Raw genomic sequence first — 23,312 nt, forward strand, 5'->3', positions numbered from 1 at the left:
GATGCAGTCGGGTCCGCTCGTTTCGCTCGGCGGTCCCATGATCGCTGCCGTGGGTACGACCCGACCGAGACGGAACGCGCTGGAGGTGAACACGACATGCAGGGCTTGGTGCTGCAACTGACCCGCATCGGTTTTCTGTTGTTGCTCTGGTTGTTCGTCTTCGCCGTGATCCGCACGCTGCGCGCCGACATCGCGTCGGCCGGCGGACTCCGCATCCCCCGGTACTCCGGCGGCTCGGAGAAGCGACGTCGCAGCGGCGGCGTCCGCGGCGCGGCCCGCTATCTCGTCGTCACCCACGGCGCGCTGGCGAACACCCGGATCAGCCTCGGTCAGCAGCCGGTCCTGCTCGGACGCGCCGACGACTCGACCCTGGTGCTGACCGACGACTACGCCTCCGAGCGACATGCGCGGCTCTCCAGACGCGGCGACGACTGGTATGTCGAAGACCTCGGCTCCACCAACGGCACGTACCTCGATCGTTCCAAGGTGACGACCGCGGTCAAGGTCCCGCTGAACACGCCGATCCGCATCGGCAAGACCGTGATCGAGTTGCGCCCGTGACACTTGTGTTGCGCTACATCGCGCGCAGCGACCGTGGTCTCGTGCGGTCCAACAACGAGGACTCGTTCTACGCGGGTCCTCGCCTGCTGGCCCTCGCCGACGGAATGGGCGGCCACGCGGCCGGCGAAGTAGCCAGCCAACTGGTGATCCGCGCGCTCAGCACCCTCGACGACGACGAGCCCGGCGGCGACCTCCTCACCCAGCTCGACGGCGCCACCCGTGCCGGCAACGAGGCGATCGCGGCACAGGTGCACGAATCACCCGAACTCGACGGCATGGGCACCACGCTCACCGCGATCCTCTTCGCCGGCAGCCGAATCGGCCTGTGTCACATCGGCGACTCGCGCGGATACATGTTCCGCGATGGTGCGCTGACCCAGATCACCCGCGACGACACCTTCGTCCAGACCCTCGTCGACGAAGGTCGCATCACCGCCGAACAGGCACACACCCATCCGCAACGCTCACTGATCATGCGCGCGCTCACCGGCACCGAGGTCGAGCCGACCCTGACGATGCGCGAGGCCCGCGCCGGCGATCGGTACATGCTGTGCAGCGACGGCCTGTCCGACGTCGTGACCGAGGAGACCCTCGCCGAGACCCTGGGGTCCATCGCCGACCCCAAGGAGTGCGCCGACCGTCTCATCGAACTCGCGCTGCGCGGCGGCGGCCCGGACAACGTCACCGTCGTCCTCGCCGACGTCGTCGACACCGAGTACGGCGACTCGCGCCCGATCGTCGGTGGCGCTGCCGGCGGCAACGAGGAGATCTACACGCCCGACCCGGCGACCGCCGCGGGACGGGCGGCAGCACTTCGCCCGCCCCCCGCCGAACCGCAGCGCCCGACGGTGCTGACCGAGGACGAGCCCGCCGCCAAGCACAAGAGCAAGTACCGACGCTGGATCGTCGCCGGTGTCGTGCTGACCGTGGTGGCGGCGCTGGTCGTCGGCGTCTTCGTCGTCCGGTCCGTCGTACGCAGCAACTACTACGTGGCCGCCGACGACAGCGGCGACGTGCTCGTCTACCAGGGATCACCGGAAAAGGTGTTCTTCCTCTCGATGAGCAACCCGGTGCAGCGCGTCTGCGTCGAGGACCTCGATCAGACCGAACCGACGTACACGTTCATCTCCTACGACGACGGCACCTGCGAGTTCCCCCTCAACGTCGACGACCTGGTGTCGGGGCCGGCGCAGTCGGTCAAGAACGTGATGATCCGGAACAAGAGCGAGCAGCAGATCCAGGGCGTCGTCACCGACGAGCTGACCTTCCGCTGCGACAACGCGCCCTCGTCGGCAACGCCCGCACCGACTCCCCCGCCACCGGCACCGTCGGAGTCCACACCGAGCACCGACCCGTCCGCGCCCGCACCACGCGCCACCGCGGCGCCCGCACCGGGAATCCCGCAGCAGGGTGCAACCGAGTCGGTGGCTCCGCCCACCGGCAACGCCGGACCTTCCGCCACGCCCGCACCTGATCAGGACGCCGGCACGAGTTGCCGGCAGCAGGTGAGATGACTCAAGCCGCGCCCGCACCGCACGCCCCGCCACGCCAACCCGCCACGAGCACCGGTCGCAACGCCGAACTGCTGCTCCTGGTGTTCGCCATCGGTCTGGTGACGGTGGCGTTGCTCATCGTCCAGGCCGCCCAGGGTCAGAACCTCACCTGGGACATCCTCAAGTACGTGGCCGCCTACACCGGGCTGTTCGGTGTCGCCCACCTCGTGGTCCGACGCTATGCACCCCACGCCGATCCGATCATGCTGCCCGTCGTCGCCGTCCTGAACGGCCTGGGGCTGGTGCTGATCCACCGGCTCGACCTCGGTACGGGCAACACCGGGGAGTCGGTGAACGCCACCGAGGCGACCCGCAACGCCGACCAGCAGTTGCTGTGGGCGGTGCTCGGCATCGTGGCGTTCTCCGCGGTCCTCATCCTGATCCGCGATCACCGCACGCTATCGCGCTATGCCTACACGCTCGGCCTCGGCGGACTGGTCTTCCTGATCATCCCGGCGATCCTGCCCAGTGCGTTCTCGGAGATCAACGGTTCGAAGAACTGGATCATCACACCGTTCTTCTCGATCCAGCCCAGCGAGTTCTCCAAGATCCTGATCATCATCTTCGCCGCGGCGGTGCTGGTGTCGAAGCGCGACCTGTTCATCACGGCCGGTCCGCACGTGCTCGGCGTCGACCTGCCGCGCGCCCGCGACCTGGGTCCGCTCCTGGCCGCCTGGGCGATCGCCATCGCCGTGATGGTGGTCCAGAAAGACCTGGGTACGTCGCTGCTGATCTTCGCGACGATCCTGACGATGCTCTACGTGGCCACCTCACGTGTCGAATGGCTGGTGCTGGGCATCGGGTTGTTCGCGATCGGCGCGGTGTTCGCGTGGTCGATCTTCTCGCACCTGCAGACGCGTGTCTCGGTGTGGCTGGATCCCTTCGCGGACTTCGACGGCTCGGGCTACCAGATCGGGCAGAGCCTGTTCGGCCTGGCCACGGGCGGACTGTTCGGCACCGGCCTCGGTTCGGGGCGGCCCAACATCGTGCCGTTCGCCAACACCGACTTCATCATCTCGACCATCGGTGAGGAGCTCGGCCTGGCCGGCCTCACCGCGATCCTGCTGCTTTACATGATCTTCATCCACCGCGGACTGCGGACCGGCATCGCCGTCCGCGACAGCTTCGGCAAACTCCTGGCGACCGGACTCGCGTTCACCATCGCGATGCAGATCTTCGTCGTCGTCGGCGGCGTCACCAAGCTGATCCCGCTGACCGGTCTCACGACCCCCTTCCTGTCCTACGGCGGGTCGTCGCTGCTGGCCAACTACATCCTGGTCGCGCTGCTCATCCGGATCTCGAACGCCGCGCGCGAACCCGATCCCGGCAAGAAGCGGCCCGCGGCCAAGCCCGTCGAGGCACTGCCCACGCAGGTGGTGAAGCGCCGGTGAACAAGCCGATCCGCAATGTGTCGATGGCGGTGATCGTGATGATCATCGCGCTCCTCGCGAACGCCACCTATGTGCAGGTCTTCAAGGCCGACGCGCTGAAGACCGACACCCGCAACAACCGCGTGCTGCTCGACGAGTACTCCCGCCAGCGCGGTCTGATCACCACCGCCGACGGCACGGTCATCGCGCTGTCGGTGCCGATCGACAGCCGCCTGAAGTTCCTCCGTCAGTACCCGCGGGAGGGCGCCGAGGCCTTCGCCCCGGTCACCGGTTACTACTCGTTCCAGTACCTCGCCAGTCAGATCGAGCACTACGAGAACAGCATCCTGAACGGATCCGACGACCGGTTGTTCGGCCAGCGGTTCATGGACATGTTCTCCGGCCGCGACCCACGCGGCGGCAACGTCGTCACGACCATCAACCCGAAGGTCCAGCAGGCCGCCTACCAGGCGATGCTCAACGGCCCGTGCGACGGACCGTGCCGGGGCGCCGTCGTGGCCCTGCAGCCGAACACCGGGAAGATCCTCGCGATGGTCTCGACCCCGAGCTACGACCCCAACAAGCTCGCCAGCCACGACCAGGAGGTTCGCGAGGGCAGCTGGGAGGCGTGGAACCGCCCCGGTGACACCGCGCAGCCGATGCTGAACCGCGCGATCAGCCAGCTGTACCCACCGGGATCGACCTTCAAGGTCGTGACGTCGGCCGCCGCCCTGCGCGACAACATCACTCCCGGCATCCGTCTCACCGCCGCGCCGACCTTCCCGCTGCCCGGCACCGATGTCTCGCTGCCGAACTACGGCGGCGAGACCTGTCCCGGGTCGTCGGGCGGAACCGTGTCACTGGAGACGGCGTTCAAGTACTCGTGCAACACCGCCTTCGCCGAACTGGTGACCGAGAAGATGTCCGACGCGATCCCGAAGTTCACCGAGACCGCGAGCCTCTTCGGCCTCGATCAGCCGGGCCCCGACATCCCGATGCCCGTCGCCGACTCGACTGTCGGACAGATCCCGTCCCTCGACGTCCTCGCGCAGGCCTCGATCGGGCAGCGTGACGTCCGGCTCACCCCGCTCCAGAACGCGATGATCGCCGCGACCGTGGCGAACGGAGGTGTGCGCATGCAGCCGTACCTGGTGGACAAATTGCAGGCCGCGGATCTGCGGACGCTGCAGACCACCCCGCCGACCACGGCCAACAAGCCGATCACGCCCGAGCAGGCCGCCGAGCTGACGTCGATGATGATCGAGTCGGAACGGTCGACGGCCGGCGCGGGCGGTCCGGTGTCGATCGCGTCGAAGACCGGTACGGCGGAAAGCGGGTCGAGTACGGACACCCCGTTCTCCTGGTACATCGCCTTCGGGCCGTCGTCGAACGCGCAGATCGCGGTCGCCGTCGTCGTGGAGAATGGACAATTCGGTGCGGACTCGGTCGGCGGAACCGTCGCGGCGCCGATCGGACGAGAAGTGATCAACTCACTGGTGGGAGGTGGCAGTCGATGACCCTGCAGAACGGCACCACCATCGGCGATCGGTATCGGCTCATCCGCCTGATCGCCACGGGCGGTATGGGACAGGTGTGGGAGGCGCTCGACACGCGTCTCAATCGACGTGTCGCGGTGAAAGTCCTCAAGGCCGAGTACACCAGCGACCCGGAGTTCATCGCCCGATTCCGCGCGGAGGCACAGACCACCGCCAAGCTGAACAACCCGGGGATCGCGAACGTCTTCGACTACGGCGAGACCCCGGACTACAACGGCGGCGATCCGTTGGCGTACCTGGTGATGGAACTCGTCGACGGCGAACCGCTGAACTCGGTGATCTCCCGGCTGGGCCGGCTGTCGCTGACCAACACGCTCGACATGCTCGAGCAGACCGGTCGCGCCCTGCAGGCCGCGCACAACCAGGGTCTCGTGCACCGCGACGTCAAACCCGGCAACATCCTGATCACGCCGGTCGGCCAGGTGAAGATCACCGACTTCGGTATCGCCAAGGCCGTCGACTCCGCCCCGGTCACCAAGACCGGGATGGTCATGGGGACGGCGCAGTACATCTCCCCGGAGCAGGCCACCGGTGACGAGGCGACCGCGGCGTCGGATGTCTACTCGCTCGGAGTCGTCGGTTACGAGGCGCTCACCGGCCGGCGGCCGTTCCTCGGCGACGGCGCGATCACCGTCGCGATGAAACACATCCGGGAGTCGCCGCCCCCACTGCCGTCGAACCTGCCGTCGGGTGTCCGCGAACTCATCGAGATCACGATGGCCAAGGATCCGCGGCAGCGTTACGCCAACGGCGGCGAGTTCGCCGACGCGGTGGCCGCCGTACGCGCCGGGCGCCGTCCGCCTCGTCCGGGGGCGATCGCCGGTGCCGCTGCGGGAGCAGCGGGTGCCGCGGCGCTCGGTGCCGCGGTCGCACGTGGCGCCACGCCACCGACCGGGGCCGCGTCGCGACCGATGACACCCCGGCCGACGTCCCGCACCGCGGTCGCGCCACCACCGCCGGACAACAGCTGGACGACCGGGCAGAAGGTCCTCGCCGGCATCGCGGCCGCCCTGCTGGTCGGCGCCATCGGACTCATCGGGTTCTATCTGGTGAACAGTGGAAACGGTGGGGCGGCGACGCCACCCCCGTCGTCGCCGACGGTCACCGAGACCACGACGACCGATGCACCGACCGAAGAGACCGACGAGCCGACCACCACCCGGCGCACGACTCGCACGACGACGAGCGAAGAGACCACGACCACCAGCGAGACGAGCGAGGAGACGACCACACTCGCGCCGTCGGGACCCCCCGACTCGCCGCCGGATCCCGGTGCCGCCACCGGAACCCCGTGCTTCCCCGGCGTGCCGTTCTCACCGTTGTGCTGATGGACAGCTGTACTGGAGACAACCGTGCCGGGGCACCCGCAGTGCCTGTGTGCCGAATGTCTCCGACCGAGAAGTTTCCGACCGATATGTTCTGATCTGAGATCCTGAGGGGCGAACCACCGAGGCCGATGTCGACACCACACCACCTCTCCGACCGCTACGAACTCGGCGAAACGCTGGGTTTCGGTGGCATGTCCGAGGTGCACTACGCGCGCGACCTGTTGCTGCATCGCGACGTCGCGGTCAAGGTGCTGCGTGCCGACCTCGCCCGTGATCCGTCGTTCTATCTCCGCTTCCGTCGCGAGGCGCAGAACGCGGCGAAGCTGAACCACCCCACGATCGTGCAGGTCTTCGACACAGGCGAGGCCGAGACCGACGACGGTCCGCTGCCGTTCATCGTGATGGAGTACGTCGACGGCGACACCCTGCGAGATGTGTTGCGCGCCAACGGTCCGATCTCTCCGCGACAGGCGATGACCTGGATGGCCGACGTCGCGGCCGCCATGGACTTCTCGCACCGGAACGGCATCGTCCACCGCGACATGAAGCCGGCGAACGTGATGATCGACAAGTCCGGAGCCGTGAAGGTCATGGACTTCGGCATCGCTCGGGCGATGAGCGACGCGACGTCGACGATGACCCAGACGTCTGCGGTGATGGGAACAGCGCAGTACCTGTCTCCGGAGCAGGCCCGCGGCATCAAGGTCGACCCGCGCAGCGACATCTACTCGATGGGGTGCGTGCTCTTCGAGCTCCTCACCGGTGAGCCGCCGTTCACGGGTGATTCGCCGGTGGCCGTCGCACATCAGCACGTGCACGAGGATCCGCCGTGGCCGTCGCACGTCCGCCCCGAGATCCCGCGCGAACTCGACTCCGTCGTCCTCAAGGCGATGAGCAAGAACAAGGACAACCGCTATCAGTCGGCCGCCGACCTGCGCGCCGACCTGATCCGGGTTCTCGCCGGCGGCAAGCCATCGGCGCCGATGCTGCTGTCAGACGAGGAGCGCACCGAGTTCATCGACACCGGGCCGCGGCGCCCGACCCGCGCGGAGACGACAGGTCCGCGCCGCGCGATCCCCGCCCGCACCGCGAACGGCAACGGCGGTACTCACCGCCGCGACGACGAGGACGAGGACGGGAAGACACCTCGACGCCGGTCTCGGCTGCTCATGGCCGGCGCCCTGGCCGTCGTGGCCCTGCTCGTCGGCACCCTGTTCCTGTGGTCGCCGTGGAGTTCGGGGTCGGCACCGCAGGAATCGGTCCCGGCGGTCTCGGGCCTCAGTTCCGACGACGCGCAGGCCTCGCTCGAACGAGCCGGCTTCGAGGTCCGCGTTCTCGAAGAACCCAGCCTCGACGTCGGCGCGGGTCTCGCCACCCGGACGACCCCGGGCGAGGGCGTGATGACGGCCGAGGGCTCCGAGATCGCGCTCTACATCTCGACGGGTCCCCAGCGCGTGCGGTTGCCGTCGGATCTGGTCGGTAAGACACCCACGGAGGCCCTAGACTCGCTCAAGGTCCTGGGGTTCACCAATGTGCGCACCGACCGGGTGGACTCGTCGGCCGAGATGAAGGACAAGGTCGTCTCGACCGCCCCGGCAGTCGGCACCGAGGTGCCGGTCAACGGCGCGGTCGTCGTCAACGTGGGCAACGGACCGCGCGAGGTCACCGTTCGCGACGTGGTCGGAATGTCCGAGGATCGGGCACGGTCGGTGCTGGAAGAGCTCGGCATGATGGTCGTGGTCGTAGCCGCCGACTCCGACCGTCCGGCCGGAGAGGTCATCTCCACGTCACCGGGTCCGGGCTCGACCGCCGAACAGGGCAGCACCGTGCAGATCAGCGTGTCGCGCGGGAATCTCTTCACCGTCCCGAACCTGCGTGGCAAGACGCCCGCCGAGGCACAGACCGAGCTCGAGCGGGCCGGGTGGGAGCGGTCCACCCTGACGCGCCAGACCCGCAACGTCCCGCTCGGCAGTCCCGACGACGGTCGCGTCGTCGGACAGGAACCCAATCCCGGGTCGCAGACCCGCAAGAGCGGTTCGATCACGATCATCGTCGGCCAGGCGAGTCTGCTCCCCAACTGAGGAGCCGCATTCTCTGCTGGTTGAGCCGGCACCGAGCACAGCCGCCGGGCCGAGCTAGCGACGAAGGAGCGCGTCGAGGTCGAGGAGCCGAATGTTCTGCTGGTTGAGCCGGCACCGAGCGTAGCGAGGAGCCGAGTCGAAACCACCTCGTCGACCCCACTGCCCGGGTCAGCCGATCGCGGTCGCCATCTCCGCTTCGAGGGCGGACACCCGGGTCTCGTCGATCTCGATCCCACACGTCTTGAGCCAGTTGGCGAGCATCCGGTGACCGCCCTGGGTCAGGACGCTCTCCGGGTGGAACTGGACGCCGTGGATGGGCAGTTCGCGGTGCGCCATCGCCATCACGATGCCCGACTCGGTGCGGCCGGTGACGACGAGTTCGTCGGGGATCGTCTCGGGCAGCACCGTCAGCGAGTGGTAGCGGGTGGCGGTGAACGGATCCGGAAGCCCTTCGAGAACGCCCGCATCGTCGTGGAAGACGAGTGAGGTCTTGCCGTGCAGGAGTTCGGGTGCGCGGTCGACGGTGCCGCCGAACGCCGCCCCGATCGCCTGGTGGCCCAGGCACACTCCCAGCAGCGGCAGTTCTTCCTCGGCGGCGACGCGGACCATCGGCATCGTCGCGCCGGCGCGCTGCGGGGTACCGGGGCCGGGGCTCAGGAGCACGCCGTCGAATCCGGCGACCGCCTCGCGCAGACGGTTGGGGTCGGCCGGGGAGAGTTGCGGGTCGTCATTGCGCCACACGACGGCCTCGACGCCGAGCTGGCCGAGGTACTGGACCAGGTTGTAGACGAAGCTGTCGTAGTTGTCGACCACCAGAATGCGACTCACGCGAGAAAGGCTACCGCCGAAGCGGGTGCTCGGCGTCGGCGACCTGGTGAGATACCGTAGATCTCGAGTGTTTGCCAATGGCGGGGACGTGTGTTGTCGCCCCGCTCGCGTACGACCGCTCCGGCGGTGCCGCACAACAGAGGAAGTCATGCCGAAGTCAAAAGTCCGGAAGAAGACCGATTACACGATCAACCCGGCCAGCCGGACGCCGGTCAAGGTCAAGGCCGGCCCTTCGAGCACCATCTACGTAAGCGTCATGCTCGGCCTGATGGTGCTGGGTCTCGCCTGGCTCGTCGTCTACTACCTGGCCGCAACCCCCACCGCGTACGGCGGCGAGGGCCAGGTCCTGCACTGGATGGCCGAGCTCAACTCGTGGAACTTCCTGATCGGCTTCTCGCTGATGGTGGCGGGCCTGTTGATGACGATGCGTTGGCGGTAGGCGTCGTCGATCGTTCGCGTGTCGAAGCCGCTGAGCTGCCGAAACACACGCGTGTAAGTTATCCACACTGTGGAAATCACATGTGTGTAAGTCATCCCCACTGTGAGTAACTCCTGTGGATAACTCTGACAACTCCTACACACATGCCTGGGCGACCCCCGTCGGCGCCGGCCTCGCCGGGTGCCTCGGCGGTGTCGTGCTGGTCGGGGCGGCCGTGGTCGTCGCCGGGGATCCCGCCGGGTCGGTCCTGATGGGCGTCGCCGGGATCCTTCTTCTCGCACTCGGTGCCTACACGCTGCTGGTGCGTCCCCGGCTGGCCGTCTCGTCCGGCCCGTCGCCCGTCCTGATCATCCGAACGCTGCGCGGGCCGCGGGCGTATCCCCGCGAACGCGTCGAGCGGATTCGCGTGCTGTCCATCCGCCGGGTCGGACGCCGCGTCGGACAACTCGAGATCGACGTGCTCGACGACGAGGCAGCCGCATCGCCGTCGCACCGTGACGGCTTGGGTCCGCGCGACGACACCCGCCTGGTCGTGCTCAGCCGCTGGGACCTCGGCACCGACCTGCCGACCGTGGTCGACGCGCTGCGTGAGGCGGGATTCGTCGTCGACGAGGGGTAGAGGTCCCAGGACCCAGGGTCGGGTCACCGTGTGGGCAGACGCTCTGAAACCCACCCTCGGGAAGGCGGCTGCAAGTAATGCGCCAGCGAAGGGCCGGTGAGGGGCGGTTTTCAGGCCGGCTCAGCGGATGTAGATCAGCCCGTCGTAGGCGACACCTGCGCCGATGCCGAGGCCGAGAGCGAGCACGAACAGGGCGGCGAGCGCGATCCAGCCCACCCGGCTCGTGGTCTGCGGATCTCGACGACCCGCGGGGAGCACCGCGTCGGGTAGATAGACGATGGCCGCGGTGGCGGCCGCGCCGAAGACGAGCCCGCCGAGATGCCCCAGAACCGAGATCCCGGGGAGCGAGAACGACAGCACAACGTTGAACCCGATGATGAGCAGCACCGGGACCGGGGACACACGGGCTTTGAGGATGATCACGAGCATCGCGCCCATGAGGCCGTAGATGGCCCCGGACGCACCGGCGGTCAGGGCGCGGTCGTTCTCGAAGAGCATGACCGCGGCGCTGCCGCCGAGCAGGGCGATCACGTACACGGCCAGGTAGCGGCCGATCCCGAGCGCGAGTTCGAGGTCGCGGCCCAGGATGTAGAGCGAGAGCATGTTGACGGCCACGTGCATGACGCTGAAGTGCAGAAAGCCCGCGGTCAGCAGACGCCAGTACTCACCGGCCGCGACGTCGCTCTTGAGGAGGTCGCCGGCACTGAAGATCGACGCACCGCCCGGGTCACCGACCCCGGCCTGGAGAACGCACAGCGCGAAGATCAGCAGGTTCACCGCGATGAGCGCATAGGTCGCGTAGGGCTGCGTGGGCGCGGTGCGCGTCGGCGCCATCCTGCGGACGCCACCCCTGGGGCCGCCGAGTGACGGCGACCGCTGCACTCCGTCGTTGCGGAGACAGTCCAGACAGTGCTGGCCGACCGCCGCCGGGCGCAGACACTCGGGACATGCCGGACGCCCGCACCGGCTGCATGACAAGCCGGTGGGACGGTCGGGATGCCGGTAGCACACCGCCCGCTGCGGGGCGGCGTGCTCCGGAGAGGTCAGTTGACCTCGATCTTCTCGATGACGACCTCGTCGAGCGGCCGGTCGCTGCGGTCGGTCGAGGTGGTGGCGATCGCGTCGACGACCTGCTGCGACGCCGGATCGGTGATCTCACCGAAGATGGTGTGGCGACGGTTGAGGTGCGGGGTCGGGCCGACGGTGATGAAGAACTGCGAACCGTTGGTGCCCGGCCCGGCGTTGGCCATCGCGAGCAGGTACGGACGGTCGAACTGCAGTTCCGGGTGGAACTCGTCACCGAACTGGTAGCCGGGGCCACCCATGCCGGTTCCGGTCGGGTCGCCGCCCTGGATCATGAACCCGGAGATGACGCGGTGGAACACAGAGCCGTCGAAGAACGGGCCGGAGTTGCCGCCGGACGCGTTGGGCTTGCTGTATTCCTTGCTGCCGTCGGCCAGGCCGACGAAGTTCTCGACGGTCTTCGGCGCGTGGTTCGGGAACAGGTCGACCTTGATGTCGCCGCGATTGGTGTGGATGACTGCGGAGGTTTTCTGTGTAGTCACACCTCCATCCAACCACTTACACCCGGTCCGATGGTCGGGAGACGGCCGCGAGGTGCGCAAATGCGCCGGGCCGGGGTGGCAGCTGTGGGCACCGGCTGGCAGTCTTGAGCCCATGTCCAAGAACTACCTCTTCGCCGCGCTGGGTGTGGTCGTCGCATCCGTCACCGCCGTCGTCGCCGTCGGCTCGCTGCGTCGCGCACGACGCGTGGTGGCCCCGGTGTCCCCGACCGTCCCGCGGATCGAGGAGGTGCGCGAGGCGCTCGCCGAGAGCACCGAGACGCAGGCGTCGTGACCCGCCGCGGCCGCCTCGGCACCGGCCGCATGTCATGCACGGGTAATTTGGACTCGTGACCTCAGACGACGAGCGCTCCCCGAACCCGCCGCCGGGGTCCGGCGGCGCTGACGACCGGACCCGCGAGTCGTGGTCGACGCCCGAGAGCTCCGCGCCGACGAGCAATCCCGCGCCGTGGGAACGGGCTCCGGCACGGCCCGTCAGCGCGCCCCCGCACGGGACGGACACTCCCGGCGCCGGCCGTCCGGCGCCGGGCGGCGGATTCACCCCGCCTCCGGGCGGTCGCCCGCAAACCCGCCCCGGCCCACCTCCGGGCCAACGACCGGCACCGCCGCGCGGCGACACCCCGGGGCCGACGGCAGGTCCCGCCGGACCGCGCCCACCCGCGCCGGGACCGCAACGACCGGGGCCGACCGGTCCCGGGCCGACACCCAACGCGCCCGGTGCGGGAGCCAACCCCGCGGGACCGAGGCCGGGTGGCAGCCCCGCCGGTCCGGGCCAACGCCCGCCGATGCCGGCCGGGCCACCCGGGCATCGACCCCCGCCGGGCCGGCGCCCGATTCCCGGAGCGCCACCACTCGCCAAAGGCGTTCCGCCACAGGGCAATCGGTCCCTCGACGGATCACGTCCGCCGTTTGCCGGCACCCGTCCAGGTGCTGCGCCAGGCGAGCGCCCCGACTCCCCCGGCCCGGATGTCTCCCGGGACAACCGCACCACGCAGGTGGTGGGAGCAGCTGGCGGATTCGTCGATCAGTCCGAGGATCCGGCGTCGGACACCCGCGTCGTCGACAGTCCCGGCGCGGTGAGCACGCCTCCGGTCGCCGACCGCCCGGAAACCCAGGCCTATTCAGCAGCAGCACATCCCACCAGTAGTTCGGAGGACAGCGTGGCTCCCCAGTCCGGTGCCGGTCCGCGTGTCAATCGGATGGCGTTGTGGGCCTTGGCATTGTCGATCCTCGGGATCACCTTCATCGTGGGACTCGTCCTGGGTTACCGGGCGCGCACGCAGATCCGGCAGCGTCGCGAGATCGGTCTGCCCTTCGCCACCGCCGCGATCTGGGTCGGCTGGGCCTACCTGGGGGTCTTCGTGTTCGGGCTGATCGTCTACGGCTGGATCCTGTTCGTCGCCTGACGCCGGCCGACGAGCAGGGAATCAACCCTCCGCCCCGGAAGTGCGAGCTCCGGGCGCCCTCGGTGAGCTGCCGGCGGGTCTCGCGATCAGAAGTACCCGTTGCCCGGCAACGGGGTGTCGTTCACGCGGAGATCCCCGATGGCGACGGCCTTGTACGACGTCGGGTTGTGCAGGGTGATGGTCCGGATGTTGCGCCAGTGCCGGTCGAGGTTGCGGCTACGGCTCGCCGACGAGGCACCACCCACGTCGAAGACGGCCGCCGCCGCCGGGAGGGCGATGCGATCGACGTGCACCTTGACGCGCGCGGCGGCGAGGGACGCCTGCGCGAACTGCTCGACGTCGATGACGCCGCGTCGCGCCAATGCGTTCGCGGTCTCGACCTGCCGCGCCGCACTCAGGACCGCGTCCCGTGCCACATGTGCGGCGGCGTCGATCTCACCGATCCGCTCCAGCAGGATCGGATCCTGCCGTGGCTCGGGCGACGGCGCGTGCTCGAAGGTCCGTGCGCGTGAGTTCAGCAGTGCGACCGCATCATCCGAGGCGGCCAGGAGGATGCCGGCGATAAGTGCCTGTAGGAACAGCTGCAGGAACGGGCCGTCGTTGGCGGCGGGCGGAGTGGAATCATCGAGTTCGACGAACTCCAGGACGTCGTCCGAGGTGACGCGGACATCGTCGAACAACGTCGAACCGGTGCCCGTCCGATGCTGCCCGATCCCGTCCCAGTCGTCGACGACGCTCACCCCGTCGCGGTCGACCGGGACGACCACTTTCACCAGCCGCGCGCGCAGGGCGTCCGGGACGATGGCGAGGACCGTGACGTAGTCCGCGAAAGCCGTTCCGGTGCTGTAGAACTTCTCGCCACGCAGCCGCCAGCCGTCACCGTCGGAGACGAGTTGAGTCGCGTACTGGCGCGACCCGGCGGCGACACCGCGTTCACTGGACGCGTTGCCGACGATGGCGCCCGCGGCGATCCGCTCGCTCCACCGGCTCCGCACCGGTCCGACGGGGAGGCGTTCGATCTGCTCGACGAACCAGTAGTGAGCGCGCAGGATGTGCGCGGCGATCGGGTCGGCGCGGGCGAGGTCGATGATGAACTCGAAGAGTTCGACACTTCCGGCCCCGGCACCTCCGGACTGTGTGTCGAGTGACAGCGCGGTCAACCTCGACCGTCGGAGGAGCGCCACGGCTTCGCGGGGGTCCCGGCCCTGGCGCTCGCGCTCGGCCGACCCGGCCGCGATCTCGGCGAGGATCTCGTTCCGGTCGGTCACGACCCGCGCGGGTGCGGTCATGCCGGCACCTTCGCGAACGCGCCGCGATGGCGTGCGGCGGGGTGCGACTCCGGAAGCCGGTCGTGGCCGCTGAGTTTGGCACGTGAGGTTCCCTCGGCATACTCCCGCTTCGCCAGACCGCGCTCGCGGAGAACGGGTAGGACGTGGTCGGCGAAGTCGACGTAGCTGCCGGGGATGGTCGCGTTGATGACGTTGACGCCACCCACCCCGGCGTCACGCCACTGCTCGAGGCGGTCGGCGATCTGGTCCGGTGTCCCGACGACCCGGCCTGTCCGGCTGCGCAACTGGGCGAGATCGCGCACGGTCGGTTCGCGGTCGGGCACGGCCTCGCGAAGCCACAGCAGGAAGCTCTGGGAACCCTCCGTGTGGATCTGCCCGATCGGGGTGTCGAGGTCGTAATGTCCGAGATCCACGCCGATGCCGCCCGCCGAGTGGGCGATGATCGTGCTCGGGTCGATGAGCTCGTCGAGTTCGCGGGACTTGCGCGTCGCTTCCTCCTCGGTACTCCCGATCACGAACGAGAGTCCCTGGAAGAACTGGAGATCCGTCGGTTGCCGGCCGGCCTCGGCCGCGAGGCGCCGGGTGTCGGCGATCAGCGTGCGCGCGGCGTCGGGAGACGGCGAGAGGATGAACTGCGCCTCGGCGTTGCGGGCCGCGAAACGTCGTCCGGCCGGCGAGGAACCGGCCTGGAACAGCACCGGGGTCCGCTGCGGGGACGGCGACACGAGATGAGGTCCCTCGACCCGGTAGTGCTCACCGACATGGTTGATCTTGTGGACGCGGTCATAGTCTCCGTGGAGACCGCCCGTCTTGTCCTGGATCAGCGCGCCCTCGTCCCAGGAACCCTCCCACAACTTGTACGCGACGTCGACGTACTCGTCGGCCCATGCGTAGCGGTCGTCGTGTTTGGTGATCCCGTCGTATCCGAAGTTGCGCCAGGCGTTGTCGGACAGACTCGTGACGATGTTCCACGCGATCCGGCCCTTGCTCAGGTGATCGAGGGTGGAGATCTTGCGGGCGAAGTCGAACGGGTGCTCCTGCAGGATCGAACTCGTGATCGCGATGCCGAGATGCTCTGTGTGCGAGGCGATCGCGGAGGCCAGCACGAGCGGGTCGTTGCTCGGGATCTGCAGGCCGGAGTCGACGAACTTCTTCCAGTCCCCCTGATAGTCGTCGTACAGTCCGACCACGTCGGCGAAGAAGATGAAGTCGAACCGGGCCTCCTCCAACAGTTTTGCCAGAGCGATCCAGTGGTCGAGATCGTTGAAGCGGTGTTGCTGCGCCTCCGGCGCCCGCCACGCTCCGTGCAGGATGTGCGATGTCGTGTTCATGACGAAGGCGGCGAAGTTCAAGGGGGGCGCGGACATGGCTGCTCCTGATCACGAGGCGTCGGACTCAGCGCGACGTTACGGACGACGCCGCGCGTCCGGCGACTTCGGATCACGGTGGCCCCAAGGGGTGCCCGACACCGTCCGGAGCCCCTAGGTTGTGGTGATTCCCGTCCCGACGCCGGGCTCCCGCTGTCGTGTCCCACGACCTCGAGCCGCGTCCGCCGCCATCTGTGCTGCCCGAGGAGAAGTTCTGTGCTGCGACGAAGTCCTGTGCCGCGACGATCGCGGCGATCCCGCCTGCTGCCCGCGGCCGGGGTCGCCCTGACCTGCGTGGCGTTACTGGCGGGATGTGCCCAGCCGCGCACCGGTGACGGCGAGTCGACGGGGGTCCCCGCCGCGCCGGGCCAGTACGTCTCGGGCGGGACCATCTCCTACGGCCACGAGCAGGAACCACCCTGCGTGCACGGTGGGTGGGTTCAAAACGCCTATCTGGCACGGCAATACCTCGACAACCTGGTGTCGCTGGACGACTCGGGACGAGTGGTGCCGTGGCTGGCCACCCGCTGGGACATCTCCGCCGACGGGCGCTCGTACACCTTCCATCTGAAGCCCGGTGTCGAATTCAGCGACGGCACACCGCTCGACGCCGAGGCCGTCCGTGCCACCTTCGCGTCGTATCTGAACCCGGACAAGCCCAACGGCACGGTGGTGTCCTACATCGGCAAGTACTTCGAGTCCGACGAGGTCGTCGGGCCGCTGACCTACCGGATGAACCTCACGTCGGCGTACACCCCGCTCCTCACCGTGCTGACGCAGGGCTACTTCGGAATCCAGTCGCCTACCGCGCTGGCGCGTGGTCCGAAGGCGAACTGCACCAGCCCGGTCGGGTCCGGCCCGTTCATCATCGAACGCTGGGACCGCAATCGCAGCATCACCTTCGTGCGCAACCCGAAGTACAACTCTCCCCCGGCGAACGCGGAGAACCAGGGTCCGGCGTACGTGGACAAGCTGATCTGGAAGTTCCTCAAGGACCCGGTCCTCCGCTACGGATCGCTGCGCAGCGACTCCTCCGATGTCATCTACAACGTGCCGGCCATCAACTGGGCGGACGCGACCAGCCGGTATCAGGTGAGCCGCTACGTGACGCCGGGGCGCCCGAATGCCATCACCCTCAACGTCGACCACGCGCCGTTCGACGACGTCCGGGTACGGCAGGCGTTCGCCTACTCGGCCGACCGTCGCAAAGCCGTCGAGACGGCGTTTCTCGGCGTGGTCCCCTACAACGCCAACGGCGCGCTCAGTCAGAGCACCCCGGACTACGACCCGGAGGCCGGGAACTACCCGCACGACCCGGAGGCGGCCGCTGCCCTGTTGGACGACGCGGGTTGGACCGGTCGCGACGACGACGGCATCCGCACGAAGGACGGACGACGCCTGACCGCGCGCGTCGTGTACGCCGCCGACGCGATCGTCGGACCCGAGGGTGCCGCGATCCTGCAGGCGGTGGCTCGACAGGCGCGTGACGTGGGCTTCGACATCCAGCTCGTCCCCGCCACCCAGAGCGCGTATTTCGGCGGGCAGTACGCCAAGGCACCCACCTACGACGCATACGTCGGCTACTGGACGAGCCCGACCCCGGGCCTGCTGTACATCAACTGGCGTCAGCGACTCCCGGACAGTCCGAACCCGCACAACACCGCGTACTACAACGACCCGCGTCTGCAGACCCTCATCGAGCAGGGCAACGCCTCTCCGGATCCGGAACAGGCCCGGGGGTTCTACCGCGACGCCCAGCGCCTCATCGGTGACAACGCGCTCTCGATCGGGTTGTACACGCAGACAACGTCGTTGGCGGTGTCACCGCGCCTGCACGGGGTGTGGGTCGAGAAATCACAAGGCGAACCGGTGTTCGCGGATGCGAGGTTCGTGCGATGACCCTTGTCGACGACCCGGCCTTGACCGCGGCCCGACGCCAGGTGGTCCCACCGCAGGGCCTGACCCGGTGGGCGGGCAAGATCGGTTCGGCCGTCTTCGTGCTGTGGGCCGCCGCCTCCATCACCTTCCTGCTCCAGGTGCTCGCTCCCGGCGACCGCGCGACGCTGCTCCTCAACCTCTCGTCCGGCGAGAGCCGGGAACGCACACCGGACGAACTCGCTCCGGTCAACGCCGAGTATGGCTTCGACGATTCGGTGTGGTCGCAGTATCTGGACTATCTCGGCGGTCTGCTGCACGGCGATCTCGGCATCTCGTTCCAGCTGCAGCAGCCGGTCACCGAGATCATCGCCGACCAGATCGGACCCACGCTCGTCCTCACCCTCACCGCCCTGGTCGTCGCGTGGCTCTTCGTCCTCGTCCTCACCACCCTCACGGCAGGCCGCCGCGGGCCCTGGGGCGCGGCCGGGTCCCTGATCGAGACCGTCAGCGCCGGGCTGCCCCAGTACTGGGTGGGATCGATCCTCCTGGTGGTGTTCGCGATCAACCTCGGTTGGTTTCCCGTCGAGAGCGGAACCGGCCTGTGGGGACTCGTCCTGCCCGTACTCACCCTGGCGATCCCGCTGTCGGGCTTCCTCGGCCAGATCGCCCGGGACGAGTTCGCGCGTGCACTGGACCAGCCGTTCGTGCTCACCGCCCGCAGTCGCGGCCTCGGCGATCTGTCGGTCCGGTATCGACATGTGTTGCGACACTCCGTCCTTCCCGCGGTGACGGTCTCGGGCTGGGCCATGGGCGCGCTGCTGTCCGGTGCGGTCATCGCCGAAACCGTGTTCGCGCGAGCGGGTATCGGTCAGACGCTGGTCGCGGCGGCCAGTTCGCGTGACGTCCCGCTCGTCAGCGGCATCGTCCTCTTCGTCGCGCTCGTCTACACGATCGCCAACCTCGTCGTGGACTTCCTCTACACCGTCATCGACCCCAGGATCGAGGTCCCATGACCCTCACCAATCCGGTCCGGCCCGCGCTGACGAACGCGCTCTCCGCGGTTCGCAGGTCCACGACCGGTACGCCTCGCGGTCAGGACGACCTGCCACGTCGTTCATGGCCACCCGCGGCGGTGATCGTCGCGCTCGTGGTGCTGGCCCTGTTGCTCGTGGCCGCGGTGGCGCCCAACCTGCTCGCTCCCTACGACCCGCTCGCCGTCGACCTGGACGCCACCCTGCAACCGCCCAGTTGGGCACACCCGTTCGGCACCGATCTGTCGGGACGAGACCTGCTGAGTCGCGTCATCGCCGGCACCCGGCAATCGCTGATCATCGGGCTCGGCGCAGTCGCACTCGCATCGGTCCTGGCGGTGTTGCTCGGCATCGCCGCGGGGTTGTCGGGCCGCGTCGCCCAGGCACTGGCCAACCGCTGGATCGAGGTGATGTTAGCCTTCCCCATCGTGCTTCTCGGCCTCCTCCTGACCTCGGTCTTCGGGCCCGGACAGGTGACCCTCATCCTGGCGATCGGTATCGGCATCGCGCCGGGGTACGCCCGCATCGTGCGCGGTCAGGTGCTCGCCGTCCGGACTGCGCCCTACATCGAGGCCGCGACCGCCCTGGGGCACCCTCGCCGCCGAATCCTGCTGCAGCACATCGCGCCCAACGCGCTCCGCCCGATGATCGTGACCGTGACGCTGGGAGTGGGACAGGCCATCATCTGGGCGTCGGGACTGGCCTATCTCGGACTCGGCGTGCCACCACCCGCACCTGAGTGGGGCGCCCTGCTCGACGCCGGACGCACCTACATCACCGTGGCCTGGTGGCTGGAGATCTTCCCCGGTCTCGTCATCGTCGCGGTGGCACTGGCATTCACGACCGTGGGCCGTCACCTCGGCGCACGCCTGGAAGGAGACCGCCGATGACCGTCGTCACCCGAGAGGCGATGGCCTCCGTCCGCGTCGACCGCACCGACGCACCGCTGGCCGAGGTGCGCGACCTCCGCGTCTCGTTCGCCGGCCGCCAGGTCGTCAAGGGCGTGTCGTTCTCGGTTTCTGCCGGCCAGTGCCTGGCGATCGTCGGCGAATCCGGTTCCGGCAAGTCCGTCACCGCGCGCACCCTCATCGGACTCACCGGTTCGGGCGCCGAGATCGACGCCACCGCCCTCGCGTTCGGCGGGCGTGATCTGCGCGGCCTGGTCGACCGCGAGTGGCGCGCCATCCGAGGCCGCGAGATCGGATTCGTCCTTCAGGACGCCCTGGTGTCCCTGGATCAACTGCGCACGGTGGGCAGCGAGATCGCCGAGTCGCTGACCGCGCACGGCAGCATCGGTCGTCGGACCCCGGCACGGCTCGGTCGTGCGCTCCGCGAGGAACGCGTCGTCGAGCTGCTCGACCTCGTGGGCGTTCCCGAACCGCGGGTACGAGCGCGTCAGCGTCCGCACGAGCTCTCCGGCGGACTCCGCCAGCGTGCTCTCATCGCATCGGCGATCGCCCAGGACCCGAAACTCCTCATCGCCGACGAGCCGACGACCGCGCTCGACGCCACGGTCCAGGCCCAGATCCTCGACGTGCTGGCCGAGGCGAAGTCGCGTGGCAACGGCATCATCCTCATCTCGCATGATCTGGCCGTCGTGTCACGCCTGGCCGACCGGGTGGCCGTGATGCGCGACGGCGAGATCGTCGAGTACGGCAACGCACGGGAGGTGCTGACCGCCCCGCAGCACGCGTACACCCGAGGTCTCATCGACGCGATCCCCTCCCGCGCGTCCAAGGGCACGTCGCTCGTCAGCGGTGAGCAGCTCGCCACTTCGGTGACACCGACGCCCGACCAGCCACTCGCACTCCGTGTTCGCGACCTGCACAAGTCGTTCGGCAATCCGGCGATCAGGGGCAAGGCGATCACTGCCCGCCCCGCCGTGGCCGGGGTGAGCTTCGACCTCGCGCCCGGTCGTACCCTCGGCATCGTCGGCGAGTCGGGTTCGGGCAAGACCACCACCGCACGGATCATCCTCGGGCTCACCGAACCCGATTCCGGCACGGTCGAATTGAACGGCGCGGCGTGGTCCGGACTCTCCGAGGCCCGGCGCCGCGCGTCGCGCCACCTGATCTCGGTGATCTACCAGGACCCGCTCAGTTCGTTCGACCCGCGATGGACCGTCGACCGCGTCCTGGCCGACGCCCTGCGGGTGACCGGCGTGCGCAGCGCAGATCTCGACCACCGGATCACCGAACTCCTCGACCAGGTCGGGCTGCCCACGGAGTACCGGCACCGGCACCCCTCACGACTGTCGGGCGGACAGCGCCAGCGCGTCGCGATCGCCCGTGCGCTCGCACCACGTCCCGCCGTCATCGTGTGCGACGAGCCGGTGTCGGCCCTCGACGTGTCCATCCAGGCACGGATCCTCGACCTCCTGGCTCGTCTGCAGGCGGAAACCGGTGTCGCGCTGGTGTTCATCTCGCACGACCTGGGCGTCATCCACCACGTGAGCGACGACATCGCGGTGATGCGTGCCGGTGAGGTCGTCGAGTACGGTTCGGCGGACGCGGTTTTCGACGATCCGCAGCATCCCTACACCCGCGAACTCCTCGCCGCGGTCCCGCGGATCGCCCCCGCTCCCTGATCCAAAAGGGCCGCAGATACCTAGAAGCGAGCCGGCGCCCACCTAACACGCCCCCTAATCCGAAAGAACGACACAACCATTGCTCCCTGAGGTGCGAGGAGCGTTAGCGACGAGCCACGAAGGGTTCGGTGACGCATCTCACCAGGACCCTTCGTGACGGCCTCCGCAAGCTCCGGCCTCCTCAGGGACAGTAATTGGGCCCGCTCCGGTCACAACGAGTGCTTTCGCAGTCCACGACGGCCGCAGTTACTGAGGAGCGAGCGTCTCACCCCGCCCCCTGAGGAGCGAGCTTGCGAGCGTCTCACCCCGCCCCCTGAGGAGCGAGCTTGCGAGCGTCTCGAAGGGCCCGCCGCGCCGGCATCACGAACAAGGCCGCGAGAAGGGCACACACGAGCAGACCGGCCGTGAGGAGGTACGTGTCGGCGATCGCCGAGGCCAACTCGGGCGCGGCGTCGATGCGTTCGGTGGGACTCAACGTCATCGCCCCCGCCACTCCTCGACCGTCGACCGCCCCGCTGCGCGAGTTCATCAGCGCCGCAATGGTGGCGGTGATCGCGGCGGATGCCATCGCGACGGCGAACTGGTTCGAGGTCGTGAGGATGGTCGTGCCACCCGGGGTGTCGGCGCCTTCGAGATCGCGGGTGGCGGCGGTCATGGTGGGCAACATCGTCGCTCCGACACCGATTCCCATGAGAGCGAGGATCGCGACGATGACCGGGTAGGAAGTGGACTCGTCGAGCAGCGTCGCCATCAGGATCATCGCCGTCGTCGACAGCACGATCCCGCAGATCGCGACCCGCCGTGGGTCCACGGAATCGGCCACGCGGGTGGCGATCTGGAGAGTGATGCCGCTCAGGAGCGCGGGGAGGACGAACAGCATGCCTGCGGTCGTGGCCGAATCGGACCGGACCGATTGGACATAGATCGGCAGAATGGTCATCGAGCCGAAGTACGCCCCGGCGAAGAAGATCATCACCACGACGCCACCACGCAGGCGAGCTTGTGCCAGGAGTCGGAGATCCAGGACGGGGGCGCGGCTGCGCAGCGACCGGCGCACGAAATACGCCAACAGGATCACGCCAATACCGACCGGCACCAGGATCGACGCCGCGAGGAGCGAACCGGTGTCGCCGGCGCGAGACAGGCCGAGAACCAGGAACGCACCACCCGGGGACAGAGCGGCAACCGCACGCAGGTCGATCCGCGGCATCCGGCGAGAGCCGGTCCGGGGGAAGAATCGCCAGGCCAACGCCACCGCGATCAGTCCGAGGGGAACGTTGACCGCGAAGACGACGCGCCAGCTGCCATGGTCCACGAGAACGCCGCCCAGCACCGGACCGAGCACGGGACCGACGAGGGTGGGCAGTCCCAAGATGGCCATCATCCGACCGCGCAGTCTCTCGGGCACCGCCTGCAGCGCGATGGCCATGCCCACGGGTTGTAGCATTCCGCCGCCGAGTCCCTGTAAGGCGCGAAAGACGATGAGACTGACGATGTTCCAGGACAGGGCGGTGAGCAGTGAGCCGAGGACGAAGACCAACAGCGCCGCGCAGTAGACGCGCCGACCGCCGAACCGATTGCCGGCGTACGCGGATAGCGGCATCACCGCCACAAGGGCCAGCGCGTAGGCGGTGGTCACCCACTGCACGCTGGACAGCGGGGCGTCGAATTCGGTGGTGAGTTGTGGGAGCGCGACGGTCACCACCGTCACGTCGAGCATCACCATGAGGGTCGGGACGACGAGGATGAGGCCGATGCGCCGGCTGGCCGGGTCGAGTGTGGTCACGACGACGAGCAGACAACCTCAAGTGAACTTGAAGTCAATACCGCTGTGAA

Annotated in this window: 20 protein-coding genes; 14 read left to right on the forward strand and 6 right to left on the reverse strand. The window is 68.5% G+C overall.

What is annotated here, in order from left to right; genetic code table 11:
• The first annotated feature begins 96 nt into the window (after positions 1 to 96).
• The 6 genes from ABIC25_RS16825 to pknB all read left to right on the forward strand — a co-directional run bounded on the left by ABIC25_RS16825 (position 97) and on the right by pknB (position 8,449).
• Positions 97 to 561 (forward strand): FHA domain-containing protein FhaB/FipA, encoded by a 465-nt coding sequence (locus ABIC25_RS16825; protein WP_004023305.1) that lies wholly within the window; start codon positions 97 to 99, stop codon positions 559 to 561.
• Positions 558 to 2,075, forward strand: coding sequence for a PP2C family protein-serine/threonine phosphatase (locus ABIC25_RS16830; protein ID WP_033204240.1), 1,518 nt, complete (start codon positions 558 to 560; stop codon positions 2,073 to 2,075). Before ABIC25_RS16825 ends, ABIC25_RS16830 begins: the two co-directional genes overlap by 4 nt.
• Complete coding sequence (locus tag ABIC25_RS16835; RefSeq protein WP_004023307.1) at positions 2,072 to 3,505, forward strand: FtsW/RodA/SpoVE family cell cycle protein; 1,434 nt, start codon at positions 2,072 to 2,074, stop codon at positions 3,503 to 3,505. Before ABIC25_RS16830 ends, ABIC25_RS16835 begins: the two co-directional genes overlap by 4 nt.
• On the forward strand, positions 3,502 to 5,001 hold the full coding sequence (locus ABIC25_RS16840; RefSeq protein ID WP_004023309.1) for a peptidoglycan D,D-transpeptidase FtsI family protein: 1,500 nt from the start codon (positions 3,502 to 3,504) through the stop codon (positions 4,999 to 5,001). Before ABIC25_RS16835 ends, ABIC25_RS16840 begins: the two co-directional genes overlap by 4 nt.
• On the forward strand, positions 4,998 to 6,368 hold the full coding sequence (locus tag ABIC25_RS16845; RefSeq protein ID WP_004023310.1) for a protein kinase domain-containing protein: 1,371 nt from the start codon (positions 4,998 to 5,000) through the stop codon (positions 6,366 to 6,368). The genes ABIC25_RS16840 and ABIC25_RS16845 overlap by 4 nt, the downstream gene beginning before the upstream one ends.
• Positions 6,369 to 6,496: 128 nt before the next feature.
• On the forward strand, positions 6,497 to 8,449 hold the full coding sequence (pknB, locus tag ABIC25_RS16850) for a Stk1 family PASTA domain-containing Ser/Thr kinase (protein ID WP_354562347.1): 1,953 nt from the start codon (positions 6,497 to 6,499) through the stop codon (positions 8,447 to 8,449).
• A 168-nt stretch (positions 8,450 to 8,617) separates the two neighbouring features.
• Here the strand turns inward: pknB and ABIC25_RS16855 are convergent, their stop codons facing one another.
• A complete protein-coding gene (locus ABIC25_RS16855) occupies positions 8,618 to 9,277 on the reverse strand; it encodes an aminodeoxychorismate/anthranilate synthase component II (RefSeq protein WP_354562348.1) in 660 nt (219 codons plus the stop codon).
• 148 nt (positions 9,278 to 9,425) lie between these two features.
• On the opposite strand from ABIC25_RS16855, the gene crgA reads away from it, so the two are divergent.
• Together crgA and ABIC25_RS16865 are read left to right on the forward strand one after the other, a co-directional pair.
• Complete coding sequence (gene crgA, locus ABIC25_RS16860) at positions 9,426 to 9,716, forward strand: cell division protein CrgA (RefSeq protein ID WP_004023313.1); 291 nt, start codon at positions 9,426 to 9,428, stop codon at positions 9,714 to 9,716.
• Positions 9,717 to 9,831: 115 nt separating this feature from the next.
• Positions 9,832 to 10,335, forward strand: coding sequence for a PH domain-containing protein (locus tag ABIC25_RS16865; RefSeq protein WP_239403991.1), 504 nt, complete (start codon positions 9,832 to 9,834; stop codon positions 10,333 to 10,335).
• 120 nt (positions 10,336 to 10,455) lie between these two features.
• On the opposite strand, the gene ABIC25_RS16870 is transcribed toward ABIC25_RS16865, so the two are convergent.
• The gene (locus tag ABIC25_RS16870; RefSeq protein ID WP_354562349.1) at positions 10,456 to 11,169 is read right to left on the reverse strand and encodes a rhomboid family intramembrane serine protease; all 714 of its coding nucleotides are present in this window, start codon (positions 11,167 to 11,169) and stop codon (positions 10,456 to 10,458) included.
• Positions 11,170 to 11,378: 209 nt separating this feature from the next.
• The gene (locus ABIC25_RS16875) at positions 11,379 to 11,900 is read right to left on the reverse strand and encodes a peptidylprolyl isomerase (protein ID WP_004023318.1); all 522 of its coding nucleotides are present in this window, start codon (positions 11,898 to 11,900) and stop codon (positions 11,379 to 11,381) included.
• A gap of 112 nt (positions 11,901 to 12,012) precedes the next feature.
• On the opposite strand from ABIC25_RS16875, the gene ABIC25_RS16880 reads away from it, so the two are divergent.
• Both ABIC25_RS16880 and ABIC25_RS16885 read left to right on the forward strand, forming a co-directional pair.
• Positions 12,013 to 12,192 carry a hypothetical protein gene (locus ABIC25_RS16880; protein WP_033204236.1) on the forward strand — a complete coding sequence of 60 codons (180 nt, stop codon included), beginning with the start codon at positions 12,013 to 12,015 and terminating at the stop codon, positions 12,190 to 12,192.
• A gap of 724 nt (positions 12,193 to 12,916) precedes the next feature.
• A complete protein-coding gene (locus ABIC25_RS16885; protein ID WP_248644204.1) occupies positions 12,917 to 13,324 on the forward strand; it encodes a DUF4190 domain-containing protein in 408 nt (135 codons plus the stop codon).
• 86 nt (positions 13,325 to 13,410) lie between these two features.
• Here the strand turns inward: ABIC25_RS16885 and ABIC25_RS16890 are convergent, their stop codons facing one another.
• Both ABIC25_RS16890 and ABIC25_RS16895 read right to left on the reverse strand, forming a co-directional pair.
• On the reverse strand, positions 13,411 to 14,613 hold the full coding sequence (locus ABIC25_RS16890; RefSeq protein WP_239404120.1) for an acyl-CoA dehydrogenase family protein: 1,203 nt from the start codon (positions 14,611 to 14,613) through the stop codon (positions 13,411 to 13,413).
• Positions 14,610 to 15,980, reverse strand: a complete 1,371-nt coding sequence (locus ABIC25_RS16895; RefSeq protein ID WP_354562350.1) for an LLM class flavin-dependent oxidoreductase — start codon at positions 15,978 to 15,980, stop codon at positions 14,610 to 14,612. Before ABIC25_RS16895 ends, ABIC25_RS16890 begins: the two co-directional genes overlap by 4 nt.
• A gap of 234 nt (positions 15,981 to 16,214) precedes the next feature.
• Here ABIC25_RS16895 and ABIC25_RS16900 point away from each other — a divergent pair, with 234 nt between their 5' ends.
• The 4 genes from ABIC25_RS16900 to ABIC25_RS16915 are packed head-to-tail and all read left to right on the forward strand — an operon-like array spanning position 16,215 to position 21,476.
• Positions 16,215 to 17,879 (forward strand): ABC transporter substrate-binding protein, encoded by a 1,665-nt coding sequence (locus ABIC25_RS16900; RefSeq protein WP_354562351.1) that lies wholly within the window; start codon positions 16,215 to 16,217, stop codon positions 17,877 to 17,879.
• Positions 17,876 to 18,871: an ABC transporter permease gene (locus tag ABIC25_RS16905; protein WP_354562353.1), complete on the forward strand. Its 996-nt coding sequence runs from the start codon at positions 17,876 to 17,878 to the stop codon at positions 18,869 to 18,871. Before ABIC25_RS16900 ends, ABIC25_RS16905 begins: the two co-directional genes overlap by 4 nt.
• Positions 18,868 to 19,779: an ABC transporter permease gene (locus ABIC25_RS16910; RefSeq protein ID WP_354562355.1), complete on the forward strand. Its 912-nt coding sequence runs from the start codon at positions 18,868 to 18,870 to the stop codon at positions 19,777 to 19,779. Before ABIC25_RS16905 ends, ABIC25_RS16910 begins: the two co-directional genes overlap by 4 nt.
• Positions 19,776 to 21,476, forward strand: coding sequence for a dipeptide ABC transporter ATP-binding protein (locus tag ABIC25_RS16915; protein ID WP_354562357.1), 1,701 nt, complete (start codon positions 19,776 to 19,778; stop codon positions 21,474 to 21,476). The genes ABIC25_RS16910 and ABIC25_RS16915 overlap by 4 nt, the downstream gene beginning before the upstream one ends.
• 301 nt (positions 21,477 to 21,777) lie before the next feature.
• On the opposite strand, the gene ABIC25_RS16920 is transcribed toward ABIC25_RS16915, so the two are convergent.
• Complete coding sequence (locus tag ABIC25_RS16920; RefSeq protein WP_354562358.1) at positions 21,778 to 23,262, reverse strand: DHA2 family efflux MFS transporter permease subunit; 1,485 nt, start codon at positions 23,260 to 23,262, stop codon at positions 21,778 to 21,780.
• Between the last annotated feature and the right edge of the window lie 50 nt (positions 23,263 to 23,312).

This window comes from Gordonia sp. PvP123, from assembly GCF_040547295.1.
Lineage (GTDB): Bacteria > Actinomycetota > Actinomycetes > Mycobacteriales > Mycobacteriaceae > Gordonia > Gordonia terrae.

Coding starts and splice junctions, on each gene's coding strand:
- pknB (WP_354562347.1), top strand. CDS start 6,497: ATGTCGACACCACACCACCTCTCCGACCGCTACGAACTCGGCGAAACG.
- ABIC25_RS16895 (WP_354562350.1), bottom strand. CDS start 15,980: ATGTCCGCGCCCCCCTTGAACTTCGCCGCCTTCGTCATGAACACGACA.
- crgA (WP_004023313.1), top strand. CDS start 9,426: ATGCCGAAGTCAAAAGTCCGGAAGAAGACCGATTACACGATCAACCCG.
- ABIC25_RS16905 (WP_354562353.1), top strand. CDS start 17,876: ATGACCCTTGTCGACGACCCGGCCTTGACCGCGGCCCGACGCCAGGTG.
- ABIC25_RS16870 (WP_354562349.1), bottom strand. CDS start 11,169: ATGGCGCCGACGCGCACCGCGCCCACGCAGCCCTACGCGACCTATGCG.
- ABIC25_RS16880 (WP_033204236.1), top strand. CDS start 12,013: ATGTCCAAGAACTACCTCTTCGCCGCGCTGGGTGTGGTCGTCGCATCC.
- ABIC25_RS16845 (WP_004023310.1), top strand. CDS start 4,998: ATGACCCTGCAGAACGGCACCACCATCGGCGATCGGTATCGGCTCATC.
- ABIC25_RS16825 (WP_004023305.1), top strand. CDS start 97: ATGCAGGGCTTGGTGCTGCAACTGACCCGCATCGGTTTTCTGTTGTTG.
- ABIC25_RS16835 (WP_004023307.1), top strand. CDS start 2,072: ATGACTCAAGCCGCGCCCGCACCGCACGCCCCGCCACGCCAACCCGCC.
- ABIC25_RS16890 (WP_239404120.1), bottom strand. CDS start 14,613: ATGACCGCACCCGCGCGGGTCGTGACCGACCGGAACGAGATCCTCGCC.
- ABIC25_RS16915 (WP_354562357.1), top strand. CDS start 19,776: ATGACCGTCGTCACCCGAGAGGCGATGGCCTCCGTCCGCGTCGACCGC.
- ABIC25_RS16910 (WP_354562355.1), top strand. CDS start 18,868: ATGACCCTCACCAATCCGGTCCGGCCCGCGCTGACGAACGCGCTCTCC.